The sequence below is a fragment of the Vulcanisaeta sp. genome, assembly GCF_049966235.1.
GTDB lineage: Archaea > Thermoproteota > Thermoprotei > Thermoproteales > Thermocladiaceae > Vulcanisaeta > Vulcanisaeta moutnovskia.
Genome location: NZ_JBMFVA010000006.1, coordinates 1 through 18,339, shown reverse-complemented (window position 1 = coordinate 18,339; position 18,339 = coordinate 1). Strand labels below are relative to the sequence as shown.

20 protein-coding genes and 1 tRNA gene are annotated in these 18,339 nt (G+C 43.2%); 10 read left to right on the top strand and 11 right to left on the bottom strand.

The features are described from left to right. Nucleotides 1-18 precede the first annotated feature (18 nt). Nucleotides 19-459: an adenosylmethionine decarboxylase gene (gene speD / locus ACP5L5_RS05380; protein ID WP_013605230.1), complete on the bottom strand. Its 441-nt coding sequence runs from the start codon at nucleotides 457-459 to the stop codon at nucleotides 19-21. A gap of 168 nt (nucleotides 460-627) precedes the next feature. Between speD and hxlB the strand changes: the two genes are divergently transcribed. Then, nucleotides 628-1,242, top strand: coding sequence for a 6-phospho-3-hexuloisomerase (hxlB, locus tag ACP5L5_RS05375; RefSeq protein WP_013605231.1), 615 nt, complete (start codon nucleotides 628-630; stop codon nucleotides 1,240-1,242). A gap of 27 nt (nucleotides 1,243-1,269) precedes the next feature. Here the strand turns inward: hxlB and ACP5L5_RS05370 are convergent, their stop codons facing one another. Genes ACP5L5_RS05370 through ACP5L5_RS05360 form a run of 3 tightly spaced genes read right to left on the bottom strand, consistent with a single transcriptional unit; the run spans nucleotide 1,270 to nucleotide 4,072 of the window. Then, nucleotides 1,270-2,403, bottom strand: a complete 1,134-nt coding sequence (locus ACP5L5_RS05370) for a PhoH family protein (protein ID WP_273304253.1) — start codon at nucleotides 2,401-2,403, stop codon at nucleotides 1,270-1,272. 43 nt (nucleotides 2,404-2,446) lie between these two features. Beyond that, nucleotides 2,447-2,980, bottom strand: a complete 534-nt coding sequence (locus ACP5L5_RS05365) for an LOG family protein (protein ID WP_428762172.1) — start codon at nucleotides 2,978-2,980, stop codon at nucleotides 2,447-2,449. Nucleotides 2,981-3,019: 39 nt separating this feature from the next. Then, entirely contained in the window at nucleotides 3,020-4,072 is a 1,053-nt protein-coding gene (locus ACP5L5_RS05360) for an NOG1 family protein (RefSeq protein WP_428762171.1), read from the bottom strand. A gap of 92 nt (nucleotides 4,073-4,164) precedes the next feature. Between ACP5L5_RS05360 and ACP5L5_RS05355 the strand changes: the two genes are divergently transcribed. From ACP5L5_RS05355 to ACP5L5_RS05340, 4 genes are all read left to right on the top strand, one after another. Next, nucleotides 4,165-4,734 (top strand): DUF998 domain-containing protein, encoded by a 570-nt coding sequence (locus ACP5L5_RS05355; protein ID WP_013605235.1) that lies wholly within the window; start codon nucleotides 4,165-4,167, stop codon nucleotides 4,732-4,734. A gap of 40 nt (nucleotides 4,735-4,774) precedes the next feature. Continuing rightward, nucleotides 4,775-4,864 (top strand) — tRNA-Thr (locus ACP5L5_RS05350). 121 nt (nucleotides 4,865-4,985) lie between these two features. Continuing rightward, nucleotides 4,986-5,261 (top strand): hypothetical protein, encoded by a 276-nt coding sequence (locus ACP5L5_RS05345; RefSeq protein WP_428762169.1) that lies wholly within the window; start codon nucleotides 4,986-4,988, stop codon nucleotides 5,259-5,261. A 71-nt stretch (nucleotides 5,262-5,332) separates the two neighbouring features. Then, a complete protein-coding gene (locus ACP5L5_RS05340; protein WP_013605236.1) occupies nucleotides 5,333-5,659 on the top strand; it encodes an AbrB/MazE/SpoVT family DNA-binding domain-containing protein in 327 nt (108 codons plus the stop codon). Here ACP5L5_RS05340 and ACP5L5_RS05335 read toward each other — a convergent pair. After that, on the bottom strand, nucleotides 5,656-7,485 hold the full coding sequence (locus ACP5L5_RS05335; protein WP_428762167.1) for a DUF2079 domain-containing protein: 1,830 nt from the start codon (nucleotides 7,483-7,485) through the stop codon (nucleotides 5,656-5,658). The genes ACP5L5_RS05340 and ACP5L5_RS05335 overlap by 4 nt on opposite strands. A gap of 34 nt (nucleotides 7,486-7,519) precedes the next feature. Further along, complete coding sequence (locus tag ACP5L5_RS05330) at nucleotides 7,520-8,278, bottom strand: metallophosphoesterase family protein (RefSeq protein WP_428762165.1); 759 nt, start codon at nucleotides 8,276-8,278, stop codon at nucleotides 7,520-7,522. 52 nt (nucleotides 8,279-8,330) lie between these two features. Between ACP5L5_RS05330 and rimI the strand changes: the two genes are divergently transcribed. After that, a complete protein-coding gene (rimI, locus tag ACP5L5_RS05325; protein WP_428762163.1) occupies nucleotides 8,331-8,840 on the top strand; it encodes a ribosomal protein S18-alanine N-acetyltransferase in 510 nt (169 codons plus the stop codon). On the opposite strand, the gene ACP5L5_RS05320 is transcribed toward rimI, so the two are convergent. Then, nucleotides 8,817-9,995: an FAD-dependent oxidoreductase gene (locus tag ACP5L5_RS05320; RefSeq protein WP_428762162.1), complete on the bottom strand. Its 1,179-nt coding sequence runs from the start codon at nucleotides 9,993-9,995 to the stop codon at nucleotides 8,817-8,819. The two genes, rimI and ACP5L5_RS05320, sit on opposite strands and share 24 nt — an antisense overlap. Before the next feature lie 427 nt (nucleotides 9,996-10,422). On the opposite strand from ACP5L5_RS05320, the gene ACP5L5_RS05315 reads away from it, so the two are divergent. Continuing rightward, entirely contained in the window at nucleotides 10,423-12,186 is a 1,764-nt protein-coding gene (locus ACP5L5_RS05315; RefSeq protein WP_428762160.1) for an MFS transporter, read from the top strand. 91 nt (nucleotides 12,187-12,277) lie between these two features. On the opposite strand, the gene ACP5L5_RS05310 is transcribed toward ACP5L5_RS05315, so the two are convergent. From ACP5L5_RS05310 to proC, 3 genes are read right to left on the bottom strand one after another with little or no spacing between them, the layout of a single operon-like run. Next, the gene (locus ACP5L5_RS05310; protein WP_428762158.1) at nucleotides 12,278-13,180 is read right to left on the bottom strand and encodes an MBL fold metallo-hydrolase; all 903 of its coding nucleotides are present in this window, start codon (nucleotides 13,178-13,180) and stop codon (nucleotides 12,278-12,280) included. 42 nt (nucleotides 13,181-13,222) lie between these two features. Beyond that, nucleotides 13,223-14,392 carry a trans-sulfuration enzyme family protein gene (locus ACP5L5_RS05305; RefSeq protein ID WP_428762156.1) on the bottom strand — a complete coding sequence of 390 codons (1,170 nt, stop codon included), beginning with the start codon at nucleotides 14,390-14,392 and terminating at the stop codon, nucleotides 13,223-13,225. A 32-nt stretch (nucleotides 14,393-14,424) separates the two neighbouring features. Next, a complete protein-coding gene (gene proC, locus ACP5L5_RS05300; RefSeq protein WP_428762155.1) occupies nucleotides 14,425-15,264 on the bottom strand; it encodes a pyrroline-5-carboxylate reductase in 840 nt (279 codons plus the stop codon). Between the two features lie 240 nt (nucleotides 15,265-15,504). Here proC and ACP5L5_RS05295 point away from each other — a divergent pair, with 240 nt between their 5' ends. The 3 genes from ACP5L5_RS05295 to ACP5L5_RS05285 are packed head-to-tail and all read left to right on the top strand — an operon-like array spanning nucleotide 15,505 to nucleotide 16,816. Beyond that, complete coding sequence (locus ACP5L5_RS05295) at nucleotides 15,505-16,275, top strand: hypothetical protein (RefSeq protein WP_428762153.1); 771 nt, start codon at nucleotides 15,505-15,507, stop codon at nucleotides 16,273-16,275. A 1-nt stretch (nucleotide 16,276) separates the two neighbouring features. Further along, a complete protein-coding gene (locus ACP5L5_RS05290; protein ID WP_428762151.1) occupies nucleotides 16,277-16,438 on the top strand; it encodes a hypothetical protein in 162 nt (53 codons plus the stop codon). 3 nt (nucleotides 16,439-16,441) lie between these two features. Further along, entirely contained in the window at nucleotides 16,442-16,816 is a 375-nt protein-coding gene (locus tag ACP5L5_RS05285) for a DUF3782 domain-containing protein (protein WP_428762150.1), read from the top strand. Between the two features lie 175 nt (nucleotides 16,817-16,991). On the opposite strand, the gene ACP5L5_RS05280 is transcribed toward ACP5L5_RS05285, so the two are convergent. Next, the gene (locus ACP5L5_RS05280) at nucleotides 16,992-17,903 is read right to left on the bottom strand and encodes a hypothetical protein (protein ID WP_428762148.1); all 912 of its coding nucleotides are present in this window, start codon (nucleotides 17,901-17,903) and stop codon (nucleotides 16,992-16,994) included. Between the last annotated feature and the right edge of the window lie 436 nt (nucleotides 17,904-18,339).

Here is an 18,339-nt window from a genome sequence, read left to right as displayed (position 1 = left end):
GTACGTAGTGGGTAATATTCAACTCATTTCATCACCATTAAGTTCATTATTGTCATTATTGTTCAAGTAATATGACCGATCAGATACAAAAACCTCAACCTTTTTGGCATTTAAGTTCTTGGCTATATGTTCAAAGGCGGCCATTGGATTTGTATGATTACCACAGGTGTATACGTCAACCGTTGCATAGGCATGCTCAGGCCAGGTATGGATTGATATATGGCTCTCGGCAACAATGGCGACTACGGAAATTCCACCATTAACCCCAAATTTATAATAAAATGTTGATACTACTAATGCACCTGCAATATCTGCAGCCTCTCTAACGATTTTTAGTAAATACATCTCATCCTTAAGTAATTCTCTATTGCAGCCATATAGATTTCCATATACGTGTACTCCATACACCAATGCATTCCTTTCCCTACCCCCCAACTCTATTAAGGTTTGGGCTGTCATCTCCCCCTATATTGAACGTTTTTTGAATAAGGCGTACCCAACCCCTATATAAACATATCCCCCTAAAAGTCAATGGTATTATCAGTGAAATTCGTGATGCATTATGTTCTCACGGCCTACTCTATTGGGGATAAGTGTTAAATACTTCAAGTGTAATTTATTTGCTGAATGGAAGAGCTTAATTATTTTAAGAATGCGTATGTAGAAATTGGAAATTTTATTCTGAATGCCCTTAATGCCATTAATATTAAGGATGTCGAGTCCTTCATAAACGCCCTAATAAATGTTTATAAGAATGATAGGAAGGTGCTCGTCGTCGGCGCTGGTAGATCAGGTCTTGTGGGTAGGGCATTCGCAATGAGGCTCATGCACCTGGGTTTTAGGTCCTACGTACTTGGTGAGACCATAACACCCAGTGTTGGCGAGGGTGATCTCGTGGTTGCTATTTCAGGTAGTGGTACGACGACGATGGTTGTAGCCGCAGCTGAAGCAGCTAAGAGAATGAAGGCCATGATTATTGCAATAACGAGTTATAGAGACTCACCACTGGCTAGTTATGCAGATTTAGTTGTTCAGGTGCCCGGTAGGACGAAGGTAGCCAAGATGGATGATTACTTCGCTAGGCAAATACTTGGTCTTCATGAACCACTGGCGCCCTTGGGAACGTTATTTGAGGACACAACCATGGTTCTCTTAGATGCAGTAATCGCAGAGTTAATGTATAGGCTTAAAAAGACGGAGGATGAGATAAGGATGAGACATGCAAATATTGAGGTACCCTAAAATTATTAATTATTATATTCTTCTTTATTATCTTGACTCCTCCTCGCTTTCCATAGCCCTAATACCAACATTTACCAAGCGCTTAAATACTCTATCAATCAGTCTAACATAAACTCCCTTCTGGCCAACGAAGGCTCCGAAGGCATTTCTCCTAACAATAATCATGAGTTCAGGACCTGCAAAATCAACATCGACAATGTGCTTACCAATCCAGCCAACCGGGTGCAATGCCCTAATCCACTCCTTGAAGTTAAGGTTCATCTCCACGGTCCTAACCCTCAGGTTGCTCTCACCCTCAATCGCCTTAATCCTCTCACCACCCTTACCAACCACCCTACCAAGGTGACCCTCCTTAGCTATTATTAATGCGTCAGGTACGTTCTCACTCTTAATGCCGAGATTTTCCTTATCCTGCTTGAACTCGATAACAGTAACCACATCAGCATCAGGTGCATGAACTCTTATTAAGTCAAGTATTTGTCTCTCCACATTGCTTAACTCCCTCCTTCTCATCCTTAACTCAAAGGACACCTTAACACCCCTCTTCGCGCCTGGTCTAACTATGTCCTTGAGTCCAAGGTCGATGACAACGGCATTTTCTTCATTAAGAAGTACCTCCCTAAGTAATGTCGCGCCGTCCTTATCAACACCAAGTGGTCTCTGAAGTACTGGGTCACCCGCAATTATCAATCGTGAATTCCTACCAATCCTCATGAGAATCTCAGCCGCGTTCTCAGGCTGGGTGCTTTGGGCATCATCTAGGAATATTAATGAATCATCAAAAGTCCTACCCCTTAGGTAGGATACGTCAGTGACCATAACCCTACCATCCTGGAGAAGCTTTGTTATCTCCTCCCTATCCATTAAACCCTCGAGAATGTCCTCAAGATAAGTCGAGGCAATTCTGTAGTATAGATCACCGAGTTCCTCAGGCGTTAATGACCTGCCCGTACTCACATCAACCACGGGCCTAGCAATTATAAATCGCTTATAGGTCCCTGCAAGTACTGAGGATATGCCATACACACATGATATTAGGCTCTTGCCAGTACCTGTTGGTCCAAAAACACCCACTATCTCGTTCCTCGAGTCCTTGAGTGCGTTCAGGAACCTCTCTTGCCCAATACTCATGGGCTTAATCTTATCTAGTAATGATGACATCGTATCATGATTAATTAATGGGTTTTTAAATCCTTACTTGTGGCTAACCAAACGCCGCCTTCACAGGCGTAATCCTCTCACGGCAAATCTCCCTGGCGAGTTTGACTGGGTCGTCAAAGTACCTAATCCTAATAACTTTCCTCTCATCGATATACTCAGGAAATGCCTTAGGCAGGTTATCACTGCTTAAGTTTGTTCCCGTTAAAACATATGCAGGCTTACCCATTGCATAGGCAAGTAATACCTCAATAATTGTGCCAGCGCCTCCGCCCAACGCCACAAGAGCATCGCTGGACCTAACCATTATGACGGACCTACACCTAAACTCGCACCCACTGTCAATCCTAATGGCATCACTTGGTAACTCAACATCATGTCTCTCCAGGGGAAGTATAACAACGACTTTGAAGCTCAACTTCAATGCTTCATCGACTATGGACTTCATGAATCCCCAATAGCCACCAAGTAATAATGTGGTTGATGGGCATTGGGAATGGAGTTCCTTGAGGAATTCCCTAGCCATGGCTTCATTTTTCGGATCCACAGGGCTAGAATGAGCTGCTATGGCTATCTGCATTATGACTACGTTGGACTAGTACTTATAATATTTAATCCCTCATCGGCTACTTAGTACTTCCTTGAGCATCGGTATTATGTAATTATCAATTATGTAATTAATAACATCCCTACAACCATTACAGTTAATAGTTGATACTCTAAATACGGGTATTGAATTATCAATAAGGGCTACATTACTCAATGCCGTGCCTACCTCGCTTTCCATTGCTATATCAATCTTATTTATAAGTACAAGCGTTGGCGCATTGAAATTGTCTTTAATCTCTCTCAACAGGTTTACCTGCTCTATTAGTGAATAGCCACTATGATTTGTTGGGTCTACTATGAAGACTATGACTCTTGCCAAGTACTTAAGTGCCAGTATTGCCTGGAGTTCGATCCTATTACGTTCACTTAACGGCCTATCAAGGAGTCCGGGTGTATCTATTACCTGTACCTTCACATCGTTGAGTACCGTGAAGTGACCAACATGTAACTCCTTAGTAGTGAATGGGTACTCAGCAACCTTAGGCTTACCACTACTCACACACCTAACGAAGCTACTCTTCCCAACATTAGGCATGCCAGACACAACTATTGTGAATAGATTTGGGTCTATGTTTGGTAGTTTATCGAGTTTTGTTGCTGTGTTCTTTAGGAAATCAAGTTCTGGCTTCAAATCCATGAGTAGGTTCCTTATCCTGGCTAAGAAGTTCCTCCTCGCCCTGGTTATGTCATTACTCGTCGTTGCTGATTTAATGGATAAGACAGTATCCTTATAAATTGATGAGAGGGCTTTCGTGGCATGACCAACCTTTGCCAGGGAGTGCTTATACATGGTCCTATCAATCATTAACTCAATCAACTCCCTATAGAATGGATGCAGGGAGTCTAGGAAGGGCATTCCAAGGGCCACATCACGAAAGGCATCACTTAAGTACCTCCTAACTTCCCTAACCCTCCTCAACTCAAGCCTCCTCAACCTATCAATGCCAGGTTCAACACTCGGATTCCTAGCCTGAAGGCTAAAGTAGACACCAATCACGGCATTCCACAGCTCCTCACTTGTTGGTACATGAGGTACCTTAATCACGTTAATGACCAGCATCATTACCAAGGTCCCCTTAATAAACGTTTAACCAAATAATATACATAACCTAAATAGCCACAGTAATTAATAGGCGATAATAATTAGTTAATGGGATGAGCATTAGCAAATTGAGCGTGGCAGGGCTCCTAATATTCATTGGCGTGGCTGAATTCCTACTACTAATGCTCATTGCTGAGGCGCTTTACCCAGGATACTCCGTCTCCCGGAATTACATTAGCGACTTGGGTGTTGGGTCGACGGCAGTTATATTCAACTCCTCAATAATAATCATGGGTCTCCTACTAATAATTGCTGCAGTCCTCGCATGGGGACTCAGCAGGATCTTCGCAATAACAATAGCCCTAACGGGCATTGGTGCAATGGGCGTTGGCATATTCCCAGAGACCATACATCCATTCCACCTAATCTTCGCATTAATAGCCTTCCTATTCGCATCAATATCGTCATACCCAACAATAAGGATATCGAGAAGTCCAGGCAGGGTACTATGGCCAATACTGGGTACCGTGGGCCTAATCGCCCTAATACTATACATACTGAATATGTACCTGGGCCTAGGCCCCGGTGGGATGGAAAGAATGATAGTATACCCAAACCTAATCTGGGCTTTAGCATTCGCGGCAGAACTAATGAACTACCCATCACAAAGATCTAAACCCTAACAACCGAAAAAACTTAAATCCCCAATAAAAACACAAACTCGCCCCGGTAGCTCAGCCTGGTAGAGCGCTCGCTTGGTATGTTAACCCAAATAGCGAGAGGTCCCGGGTTCGAATCCCGGCCGGGGCTCCATTTAAGGCATTTGTTCTTCATTTGATTTTGTGGCCTGGGTGGAGTTACTGACTGTTTAATTAGTTATCATTAGTTATCAATTACAGTAACATGTATTATCACTAAATTAACTTTTTAATTGATGTATGGTGTTAACCCAACTCAACTTAGTTATGACTTAGCTTCAATAGGTGTTAATGAATTTAGCTTAGTTAATGGGTTGAACTCCAGCATTGTGGTGGGCCCATTTCTATGGACGCTCATTGGGTTGACAATTACAGTTCCCATAAATAATACCAATAGGGTTACTTGGTTTGTAACCCTGGTTAATGTGTCTGGGATTTTCAATATCCCAACCTTTGGATTCGTGGTTAATGTATCGGGTTATTACGATCATGCATTGAGTTGCAAGTCATGACTGCTTCTCGGCTGGTTTTCTCTTTCTATTAAACATTAATTTTTTATACTTCCCTGGGGTTTGGTTTTGTAATGGATGGTCAAGAATTGAGGCAGAGGCGTGGTGCGCCGGGTTATAGGGTTACTAAGTTACCATATAGGGTTAGGGTTTACCTGAATAACCAGGTCTTGATACCAGCGAATTTAGTTAGGGTTTTAGGTATTTCTGGGCTTAAGTATGCGGTCATTACTGTATCATACAATGGGATCCTAATTACTGTTAAGGGCGTTAAGTTACTGAGGACTAGGCACACGGACTCTAGGCAGTTTACTATTCCTAGGGAGGTTAGGGAGGCCTACGGGATAAGACCTGGCGATGAAATCGAGATAATAGACATAAAGCCCTTCAGACTCTCCTAATTGCAAACTGGCCCATTAATTATAAACCTCTCTATGTATATGGTCGTGTTAACCACATAATTGGCATACACAGTTATCGCAATACTCCCGTAATACTTATTGTATATTGTGATTAATGATTCGTTATTATCTATCGTTAGGTCTATTGTATACCCATTAACTTTTATGTATGCTAATGTTATGTTTAACAGCCTTAAGTATTCGGGACCCACCCATGAGTACTGTATTACTATGTCATACTGACCTGGTGGTAATGTCACATTTACCATGAACCAAGTCCCAGGCGGCTCATTGGATGTATGGGCTATCTTGCCATTAATTGTCTGCCCATTGATTGGTGAGACTGTACTTGGCGTTATGTTTAGGGCGACTGGTTCGCATATTACTGGTTTGCCTGTGTAATTCGCCCTTAGGACCAATAATGAGTTTCCAAGCACCATGTATACTCCATAGCCCTCCATTAATGCCGCATTCACATACTCATTATACGGCGTGCCCCACCAAGTGAACCAGGGGCTGTTCGGCTGAGCCACTATGTACTCGGGCCTTAACCATGGGTACCACTGTGTGTAGGCGTTTATGTTGTTTGAGAATGGTGGGTATAAATTATTCTGGGCAAGTACTGTGGCGTTATTCGGTATTAATCTCAATGCATTCCAAATTTCGTAATCAACCCTAGTCAATTGATATTGAAAGTGAATTAGTGGGCTAACGCCGAGGAGCACTATTAACGTTGAGATCAGTATTAACGCCATTAACTTCCTCTGCTGCTCGGTGTGTGTTTTCGACACGGCAATTAGTGACGACAATATTATGAACGGTATTGAGAATGAACTATACTGGAAGAATGGGCTGTAGTAAATGACATCGTTCGTTAAGAAGGATGCCAGTGGCCACGTAAGCGATGGGAGGACCAGCGGGTCTAGGAAGGATGTGAATGCCGTTGGCGCGTAGAGCTCTAGGAAGTATAGGAACTTCTCAGTGCCATGCATTGAGTACAGTCTCGGTATCAATAATGGGTCCTTAATGACTGAAATAAGGATGCCGAAGCTAAATGATGAGGCGTATTGCTCAGGTAGGCCCGAGAGTGGGGATGCCGTTGTTGGCCCGAGTGGATTGAGAACAGTCTTCATCCATAGGGCGATTAGGAGGACGACCATTGATATCGCGATTGTTAATACACCATGAATTAATTCACGTCTTCTCCTGGCATTAATAATTACGTAGTACAGGCCAAGCAGTGCCATGGGTATTGGTGCAAACTCGATGGTACCAAGCGTAAGTAGTAACATTGGGTAGTAAATTCTCCACCTCCTCGTTATTAGGAGGTATGTTGAGTATAGGGCCAGGGGCATGAATATGGCCTCCATGTGGAAATCGAAGGAGTTTACACCCTGGACCAATGGGTTCACTAGGTAGATGATTGCAAAGAAGGCGCCTAACCAATCCCTACCCAAGTATTTACCTAACCAGTAAATCGGCAGTGCGCCGAGGGCTATGAGTATTGTTTGAGCCACAAGTAACGTGGCTGGGCTTGGGTATACCGCGTATATGGGCAGGAATAGGAATAGCGTTGGTGAGAAGTGGACGTCCAGGAAGCTATAGCCTATTGGCCCTGGCCTCGGTATTATCGCCACGTCAACGCTCTCATAAAGCAGCCTATGGTAGTACAACGTTGACGCCAATGCCTGGGCGAAGATGCCAAGGTCTGCGGCATGGGTATGGAAAGTTAGGTATTTCAATAATGTATAGTATGACATCAGCACGATATATACCGCTATACCGAGGTAAACCACCAGGCCACTAGCACTGACTGGTCTCCGCATTTACTGAGGTCATGGTTAAGGAATTATTAAGTAATTACTTCATGAAATCAAGTATTGATGGTCCACCGCCCCTCTCATGCTTAATCTCCTGGCAATTAATGCTTATCGAACTTAACCCCTCATTACTAACCTCGAGTATTATTGGCTTCCAAATGTTTGTGAACGCGGCATTAATTATATAGGAATTACCGGACTTAACGCACCTAGTCACTGAGTTGTGGGCATGACCATGTATTGCAATAACATTATTACTAAAGATTGCATTCTCTAAATCTCTAACCCCAAGACTCGGCCAAATCCTTGGGTCCTCACCCTGGAGGGTCTTAAACGTTGGTGCATAGTGTATTAGTAGGATTGTTAATTCCCTCGATGAGTTAATGGTTTTCTTAAGCCACTCAACCCTGCGCCTATACGTATCCGCTATGTGAGGTATGTGCTTTAATTGCCACGTTGTTGGTCTCTCCAGGGATCCCTTTGAACCGATTATCCTGAGTGCCACGTCATTTATCGTTAATTTAATCACGTCATCATCAAGCCACTTAATGACACCGAGTTCTCTGGCCTTCGGCATGACCTCATCGTATTCCTCATTGCCTGGTACAGCAATTATTGTGTCACTTAGTTTCTTTAGTTCGTTGATTAATATTTTCAATCCCTCAATCTTCCCCTCCTCCATTAGGTCACCTGCTATGAGCACGGCATCGAACCTGCCAATATCCTTAATAGACTCCCTAAACCTTGGGAAGTACTTTGGCGAGTGAATGTCTGCTGTGGCGAGTATCCTAGCGACCATTTAATAGGTGGTAAAGCATATTATTAAATTACTTTTCCAGGTTTATGATTAAATGAAAGGTGGCTTTGAACTACGGAGGTGTGATCCAGACGATGACATGGACATAATAGTAAGTCTTGAGAGAGAGATATTCAAGCCAAGTGAGCAGTATACCCTAGGTTTCATTAATTGGTTGTGCAGAAACTGCACAAATTACTCCTACATAGCATTCATGGATGGTAAGCCCGTGGGCTACATAATATCATGCATAGAGGGCCTTGGTAGGGGTCACGTGATATCCGTTGGAGTCCTCAGGAACTATAGGAGGATGGGCATCGGTAACACATTAATGTGCCAGTCAATATGCTCAATGGCTGAGAAGGGCATTGATCACGTGATACTCGAGGTTAGGGTATCAAACACACCGGCCATAACCCTTTACAGGAAGCTTGGCTTCGACGTGCGTGACGTATTAAGGAGCTATTACAATGACGGTGAGGATGCTTACTTGATGATGCTCGAGAATGATAAATTTAAGGCATTAATAAGTAAATGCTGCTCAGTAGCCAAACAATCTTCTTAAGTACGTCTGCATCCAACGATCCTTCTGCACCGTGTAATCCCTCTTTGGCTCAGGGTCCTTACTCGGTTTTGGTGGCTGTTGTGTGTAGTCAAAGCCGAATTGAACACTTATGGTCTCCAACTTACCCTCAATATTACCGACATAAGCCCAACCAACGAATGCATACTGCACAGACACCCTCTCATTGCTGCCGAGGTCCTCTAGGATCTTATTGGTGGCGAATAATGCGCTCTCTAGGGCGATCTCCTGGTTCTTTGGATATGGCAGTTTCGCCGTATCGCCGGCGGCAAGTACATCATCAAACTTAGGACTTCTCAGGTCTGTTGGTGACCTAATCTCAACCCAATCAGTGCCTAGGCCAGCATCCCTAATGAATGACGGAACCCTGTTAGGTTCAAGCATTGCCAGTAGGTCGTACCTATACCTCTCACCACTCTTCGTAATGACTTCCCTATCGTTCATTTCAATTATTTCCTGGTTCGTGACTAATTCGATGCCCGCCTTATCATAAATCGTCTTAACAACATCAGCAATTACGGGCGGCTGCGTCTTATCATTTGCGTCTATGTGTATTACACTGACCTTATCCCTAACACCCCTATACTTAAGGATTGTATGAATAAGCAGTGCTGTCTCGGTTGGTGCAGGGGCACATCTGTAAGGCGCCTTTGGTGCATACACAACTACAGTGCCCTCATTCATGCTCCACACCCTATTCTTGAGCACATGAACTCTGCCTGGGTCGTAAACGTTCGCGTTCATGTACCAGTACTTCTCATAGCCGTTTATTGATGAACCGTCAAAGACCACACCAGGCGCAAGTACCAGGTAGTCATAGTTTAGGCTCTTCACGTTATTCCCGAGCAAGGTCTCGGTGTAATTAACAACTCTGTTACCTGGATCTATACTGACCACGTTACCGGTAACCACATTAACGCCCTTCAAACCAACCTCCTCATAACCCCTAATAATCCTGCCATACTCCTCCTCATTAGTTAATAACAACGGTCTCGTAGGACCACCAACATAATGCCTATCCCTCGTTATCACCGTAACCTCTACCAAGTCCTTAGCTCTCTCAATCAGTGTATTAGCTACCGTCAACCCAGCAACCCCACCACCAATTATAACCACCTTTTTACGAGTCATACCCATCAAGGCATGGCTAAGCCACGTGAATATAAAGCAAAACTTTAAGTCAATGGCATTTAGAAAGGGGTGCCTAGTTCATTTAAATTACAAAAGGCTGTACTTAAAATCATGGGTTTAGTGAACCTGATTATGGTTAAAATAACGATGCAAAACGCCTCAATGTCAATATTCGGTATAAAAATATTAGTGGCAATATTTTATTGAGATGGTAATATTTAGGATTATTTATCATTATTTTTGCTTAATAATAGACAACAATGTTTAAGTTAAATGCAGCGATAACTCTTGGTATGGAGATGAGAAGAGCAATAATAGATGAGTTATGGAAGGATAAGAATAACGCTAGTAGAAGAATTATCCTTTGAATCTACAGAAACTATGGGGCCAAAGAATATCATTTGCGGGTTAGGTTGCTAACAAAGGGTTAATTATGAATTTTTATTTTAAAATTAATCCTAAGTTTTATCCATATCTCTCTAATAAGTTTTTATATTTAATAATTTTGCCTACTGAGGCTTGTAATTTTAAGTGCATATATTGTTATGAGAAGTTTAGGCCAGGTTTGATGGGCCAGGGCATTGTTGAGGCAATTAAGCGTTTCTTGGCAGTCAGGATTGGGGAGTTGAAGAGACTGAAAATTGGCTGGTTTGGTGGTGAGCCTCTAATAGCATACAATATTATTGTTGATGTTATGAAATTCGTGAATGATTACTCGCAAAAAGCTAACCCTGACTTAATAATTGAGGGTGAGGTCACTACTAATGGTTATTTATTAACAATTGATAGGTTAAGAGAGCTAGCGAAATTAAAGGTTAAGTATTACCAAGTTACGTTTGACGGTGATAAGGATTTTCACGATAAGGTGAGGATCAGGATAAAGGGGTTACCGACCTTTGAGACGATATGGAATAACGTAATTAATGCACATAACTCTAGCCTAGACTTTGAAATGGTTATTAGGATTCACCTGCACAGGGATAATATGGAGAGCGTTAAGTCTCTGCTTAAGAAATTCGCTGATATGTTGAGAGATGATGAACTGTTTGTTCCATTTATCCTGGGCTTCGACACCATGAGGATCTTTGGCGTTGCCCTGGTCTATGTGACCTTAGCATTATCGTCGGTAATGAGGTTATTCAGTGGTGCGTTAATTGACATACTTGGTCGTGAAAGACGGGCATTAATAATGGGTAGTGCTCTAATAGCATCGCTCTTTATGGCCGCATTCCTGGTATTGGCCGTGATTGGTGCTAATAGCCTGGGCCTGGTCATAGTACTTATAATCGTTATGACCGCTTTAGGTATGTTCTCAGCCATTAATGTTGTTAAGAACGTCCTGGTTAAGGAGTTACTCAGTAATGATGATGAAAAGATAACACTATACACATCACTTAATAATACGTTAATATCGATCGTTTCCCTACTCTCAACCGTAGTCTCTGGCTACTTGCTATACCTAAGTATTGGGATCGCCAAGTACCTATTCCTGGTTTCTGCATTACTTTCAATTGCATCAATAATCCCGCTGATTCTAATTAAGCATGAGGGCAGAGTTGTTGATAAGCCTAATGTCCAGGCTGTTAAGAAGGGATTGGCCAGGTTCAGTGAGTTATTTAGGAGTAATGATGGTTTTAGGGCTGTGATCGTAATAATGGTGGTTACTTACCTAATCATCGTTTCACTTGACGTATTTTGGTACAGTATACTCTCGATGTATTACAACGTCGCCCTACTCGCCGGTATAGGAAGTGTGTTTGATTACATTGGTGCAGCGATTGGTTCCATACTTACACCCAAGTTCAGTGTCAATAGGTTAGGTATTGTTAATACCTTCATGGTCATGGCCCTAATTATTGGCCTTGGCTTTGGTGTAATTCCCATAACTATTAGGGGTATGGCAATAGCCGTGCCAATACTCTTCGCATTAAGCTTAGCATATAACCTATTTAATACCATGTTCTTCACAGGCATGCAGAGTGCGTTTATTTACGTAGCACCACGTGAGGAGTTCGGCATTGTCTATTCATCAATGTTCATAGTGTTCACGGCAGTACAGGTTTTGAGCGCTATTGTCTGGGCCTTCATAGGCACCGCCATAGGTGCACCTGAGGCTTTATTGCTAGCGATGATAACGGGCGTAATAGTATTCTCAATGCTAAACGCCGTTTATGGGAAAGTGAGTCTTAAGGATTGAAGGGGTTAACGTTAAGAAAGGTAGGAGACTTAATGGAGGCCCTAAGATCATTAATGATACTGAGAAGCTGATAATACTTCATTCAATTCATTCATGCCTTTAACCTAGAGATAAGCAGTTTATTGCCCACGGCATTTATTGTTAATAGACCATCATCGGAGAGCCAGGTAATGTATGATAGAAGGGCCGAGCGATTCAATAGGTAATTATGCGGTGAATCAATGCTTATGCCAAGTGATGAGAGGATTTTCATGACCAACTCCTCAAGTACTATGGAATCATTAATGTTATTAAGCACAAAATCCCTAAGCCTATTTATTGCGTTCATATTCTCGTTAATAACGTTAATGGAATCCGGAGGTTTCAGTATATTGCCGTGGGCAGGCACGACATACCCATACCTACTCACACCCTCAGAGAGCTTCCTAAGACTTTCAAGCGCAAGCCCTGCATTTAAGTGGTATGGCGCTCCGTACTTTCGAATAACGTCTACTGGGAAGAACGAGTCAGCCGTGAACAATACATTACCGTAGGATATACCGACCATGCCCATTGTATGTCCCGGCAGCGGCATTACCTCAAATCCCACCTCCCTACGTAGGTCATCCAAATCCCTAACCGGCACGCCCTCGGCCTCAAGAAGCTTAGTCCTAAGTAACTTGGGTGGGAACGAACCGAAGAGGTAGAGTGGCTCAAGCACGGGTCTCTCTATGAAGGTTTTATCCTCAGGTGTTGCGTAGACGGCGGCACCGCTCCTCTTCATAATTAGTGCATTACCACCGATGTGGTCTGCGTGGTGGTGCGTATTGATTATGGCCCGAACCATCAGGTTTAGGGGCTTAATGGCATTGAGTATTCTACGTCCCGAGTCCTCATCGATTCCCGTATCAACTATCACGCACTCATTATTATCTATCACCAACACGCCAGCATTTGTCCTACCAGGTACTACATATACATTGTCTGAAAGCCTCTGCAGTCTCTGCGCCTGCATTAATGATAATGCATTGATTAGCTTTTAAGCAATTCAGCATACCTAGGCGTAATTAAGTGCTTGGTCAAGGTCGCTGATTATGTCCTCGACATCCTCAAGACCAACACTAAGCCTAAGTAGGTTATCCCTAATGCCAGCCCTAGCCCTATCCTCAGGGCTCCAATGAACGTGTGTCGTACTGGCCGGATGGGTTATTATACTCTCGGTACCACCAAAGCTCACGCTCGGGATTATCATCTTCACATGCTTATAAACAGCCAAGGTCTCCCTTAAACCGCCCTTAACCTCGAAGCTCACAATTCCACCACAGTTATTAAGGAGCTTCTTAGCCAGCTCGTACGACTCATGGCCATCTAGGCACGGATAATAAACCCTCTCAACCTTCGGATGATCCATCAGGAACTCAGCAACAGCCCTTGCATTCTCCTCGTGCTTCCTCATCCTAATGTGAAGGGTCTTTAATCCCCTATCTACTAGGAATGCCGTGAATGGCTCCATCACGGTGCCAATGAACCTCCTCCACTCCCAAACACTCTTCATAGTCTCAGCGTCACTGCCAATCACGAAGCCAGCAACGACATCATTATGGCCACTTAGGTACTTAGTGGCGCTGTGAATTACGAAGTCGGCCCCATACTCAATTGGCGTGATACCAATAGGTGTAGCCAACGTATTATCAACAATGACCTTAGCACCAACATCACGGGCAAGCTTCACAATCTCAGGTATGTTGTAAACCCGAAGCAGTGGGTTTGACACAGACTCTATGAAGACCAGGTCAATACCCTTAACGAGCGATTTAATCACACCATCATTACCTGGATCCGTAATTACAACCCTAACCCCAAACTTACTCAACCTCTCAAGCAGCACCAGTGTGGAGCCGTAGACATCCAGCGGTATCAAGACCTGCATGCCGGGTTTAAGCAACGCCATCAGCAACGTCGTTATGGCAGCCATACCGCTTGAGGTACCCACGGCATCAGCACCATGCTCGAGCTCAGCCATCTTACTCTCAACGGAATGAACCGTCGGATTATCCTCCCTAGAGTACTTAAGTGGAACGACATCGTGCAGTGACGGCTTCCTCTCGGGCTCCCTAAAATCAAACAATGCCGTTTGGTATATGGGCTCAATCACAGAACCAATATCATCACTAGTATGCCTAACACCACCACGCACACTCTTCGTGCCCTTACCCACGAAACCCATGGTTTTAAGGCTAGTAGTTAAGTATTGCGTCCCTAACCACTGACTTTTGACCTAATGCTAGCCTCAATCTCCTGACTAATCTCGCGACCCCTCCTGGCCGTCTCCTCAATCATCCTCATTATCAAACCCCTCAAACTACCCTCCTCAGCAACCTTAATACCTCTAATCGTGACCCCTCCAGGCGTCGTAACCTCCTCAACAACCTCCCACGGTCTCTTAAACCTAAGCAACTCAGCACTAGTCTCCAGAGTTCCTACGGCCAACTCCCAGGAAATATCGGTCGGTATGCCAAGCAACAACCCAGCCTCCCAAATAGCCTCAAGTATCAAAGCCATAAAGGCAGGGCCAGAGCCACTGATGGCTGTTATGGCATCCATATATCGCTCATTAACAACGACGCACCTACCCATTGAACCAAATATATTGCAAGCCCTCCTAACATCATCCTCAGAAACCCTAGAGCCAGGCGCTATTGCCGTCACACCCCTCTCTATCACAATGCCAATATTGGGCATAGCCCTAATGACCTTTGACGGCACAAGCTCCTCAATAATTCCCGTAGTCACACCAGCCACAACAGAAATGAGGAGCTGCTCATTACCGAGGATATTACGTATCGGCATCAACGCATCGAGAACTTGGTAAGGCTTAACGGCAAGTATCACGACATCAGCATCCTTAACAACCTCCGCATTATTCGTAGAGACAAAGACACCGGGCAATTCACGCCTAACCCTATTAACACTCTCAACTCTCCTAACACTACCGCTTATACTGCCAGGATCAACACCAGACTTTATCAGGGACTTGGCTATGGCAGTGCCTATTTTACCAAGCCCTATTATTGCGTACCTGGCAATAAAACCACCCAATAGACCAGGCCACAACACCTATTTATAAGCATTGCGTTGGCTATAGATAATATGGATATGTCAGCCAAGTGATCCACATCATCAAATCCGACGGCTAGGATCTCATCACTAAAACCTTAAAACCAGGGCTCCTTTAAACAATTAATGGTGATGAGGTTCAAGAGCTATGAACGATGACGACAAACGGCGGAGTACTGAACCACTTAAATACCTTAACAATACACGCTAAGGCGACGCGTCATGAATCAGGCAATAATCGCAGCGTCATTAATACTAGGATTGATCATTATACTTGCAATTTACGAGATGCCATTCATATACGATAACGCATATGTAGCGACAGTAAAGTTAAACGATGACTCGCTAATAATAACCGTCTCGGATCTCCACCTAGAATCTAATACGAGAGACCTCAGCTGCATTAGCAATTATCTAAGGAGTCTTAATCAAGATAGTAATATTTACTTAATAATCAACGGAGACCTATTCGACAGAGCGCATGGGCAGTCACTAAGTCAATCACATATACATGAATTAATACATCGCCTGAACCTAACTAGTATAGGTAGTTTGAGAGAGGTGATTTATGTAATGGCAATGTACGACCACGACCCAAGGGTTAATTATGGTGAGGTTCGTTATGAAATTGACGGCGTGAATATCAGGGCGGTTCATGGAGTATTGAGGGTAGTCATGGGTAATAACACTTACTGGTTTTTACACGGTGATTACGTAGTTAAGAATGGGTTAATTGCATCGTTAATGAATAAACTACTTAACGGAACATACGATAAGCTAGTTAGGTTCACAGTCAGTGTAAAGACCGGCGCAAAGGCCATTGACTGGATCGTGATTGGGCATACACATGTACCTGGTATAAATAGGGGGTTACGCATTGTCAATACTGGTTCCTGGATAGATAGGTTTGTGAATGCCACAGATACGGCAATAATGATTGATGGGTTAGGTAATGTGGAGTTGATCAGGATTAAGTGCGACCTGACTGAATAATTTGCGGTTTGGGTTAAGCCATAGATTTAAATTAAGTGGTGCTGAATATATAGTTGGCAGGGACGTCGAAGACCTGAGGAGGGATGTCGAGGAATTAAGGAAATACGTCGATAGAGAGATCAAGCTCCTATCAATCAAGTTAGACGCATTGGGCGCTCGTTAGGGCGTGGTCACCGAGGATGCCTTTAGGGATTGTGTTAGGGAGATCCTCAGGAATACGGGCTACACAGTGGAGAGGTGGTTGTACTATGATGCTTATGGCTACGTCTATGGATACCCAAGCGAGATTGAGCTGGACATAGTTGTTAAGGACGGCATTACCATGATCGTGGAGATTGCATCGACAATAAGGAGGACTGACATAATCGCCATACACTGCAAAGCCGAACTCTATGCCAGGGTCACGGGAAGACCCATCGATAAGGTACTGGCGATAACACCATTCATAAGCGATAAGAATCCGGACTACGTCAAGGTAATGGCCGAGAGGATGGGTATAAAGATAATAACGCCAGAGGGCATGACAGGGCAAGGGCAATAATCATGGGCGCCTAATCTTAGTAGTTAGTAATGCAGCACCGATTATTACCTTTTTAAGCATCGTTAGCCTAGCGACATAGTCATTGTCATTAATGATTATAGTATCTATTTGTCTATCGTGGTTTACGTGTTACGTAATAATGAGGAACGGCTTAAGGTATTACCCTTTGTTTGTATTAGCTGCGCCACCACAGTTCACCAGGTACTAATGGTATTGTTATGTTTCCGATATTCGTTATTAATACGACATATCCATAGGGTAATTTAGCGATTGAGAATGGGAATGTATAGTTCATGGCGCAGGCTATCGAAGATGACGGTATCTGCGACTCTTGAGAGAAGCTTAATGACATGATGATGTACGTCCACGGTATAGACAGACTATAATTTCCTGTTGGTAATAATGCCATTATTATACTTGTTGAATTAACAATTAATGGGCTACTTAATATACATGAAGCTAGCAATGAACCATTGTGGGAGTACAGTACATAACCATTAATGGTTAGGGCAGTAGGCAAAGGATTCTCGAGAATTAAATCAAAGAATAAGCCTTGCCAGTGCAGTGCAAAACCCATGGGCTTCTTCATGGGTTCCGCCTTAATTATTGAGGTACCGTATGTAGTGTTAGTGAGTCCATTGACGGTCATTGTGAGTGTAACATTCATATGCGTAAACTCGCGCATGGAATAAGTGCCGGTGGATGGGAAGTTGCCCATGCCGTAGCTTGCATAATATATATGTGAGGAGTCAAATAATGCAAGCATCACAGGAAATAAGACAGAGGTATTGGGTGGTAAAAGAACTAAAGTATTAGGTACAAAGGATTTGTATCCAAAATATACGTTGATCGTCACATTCATAGGCCTATTATTTGGATTCGTTAAATTCAGGAAGAATGCAATGCTATTAATTCTCGCCGTATAGGTGTATAGTACGGGCTTTACTACCAACCTATACGGACTAATAACGGAAATAATGACTTGATATTGTGAAGCCTTACAGTTAATAATTAATGGGCTTAAATAAATAATCACCGCGGCAATAATTATTAGGGCAATAAGTATATAAACATAAGGCTTAAGCACGAACGAAATTAAAATCATACTATTTATAACCTTTTCTCATTAATAGTTAGACATTAATGGCACTGCAAAAGGCATAAACATGAAAATAATCACTGTAACGCGCGTATTCCTTCTATGTGTAATTGAAATAATGCCCTGGGTGAGTGGGTGCCAGCGCGCGCACTAGCTCTCGATGTAAATACTATATGTATAATTGCAGGACTAAATAAATAATTTATTTATTGATTAATTAATCGAGAGCCTGAACCGTGATTTCCACTGGATATATAGGCCGTACTCAGTGGTAGTGATTTAAGTGCCTTTAGCTTGCTTACAATATGTTAAGTCTATAAATTCCTCCTTGACTAACTCCCGGTACACGACTGCCATATCACTTAGAAATCTGCAAATGAACTCCTTGGCATCCTCATCGCTCCTAAATACGCTGAACGCTCCC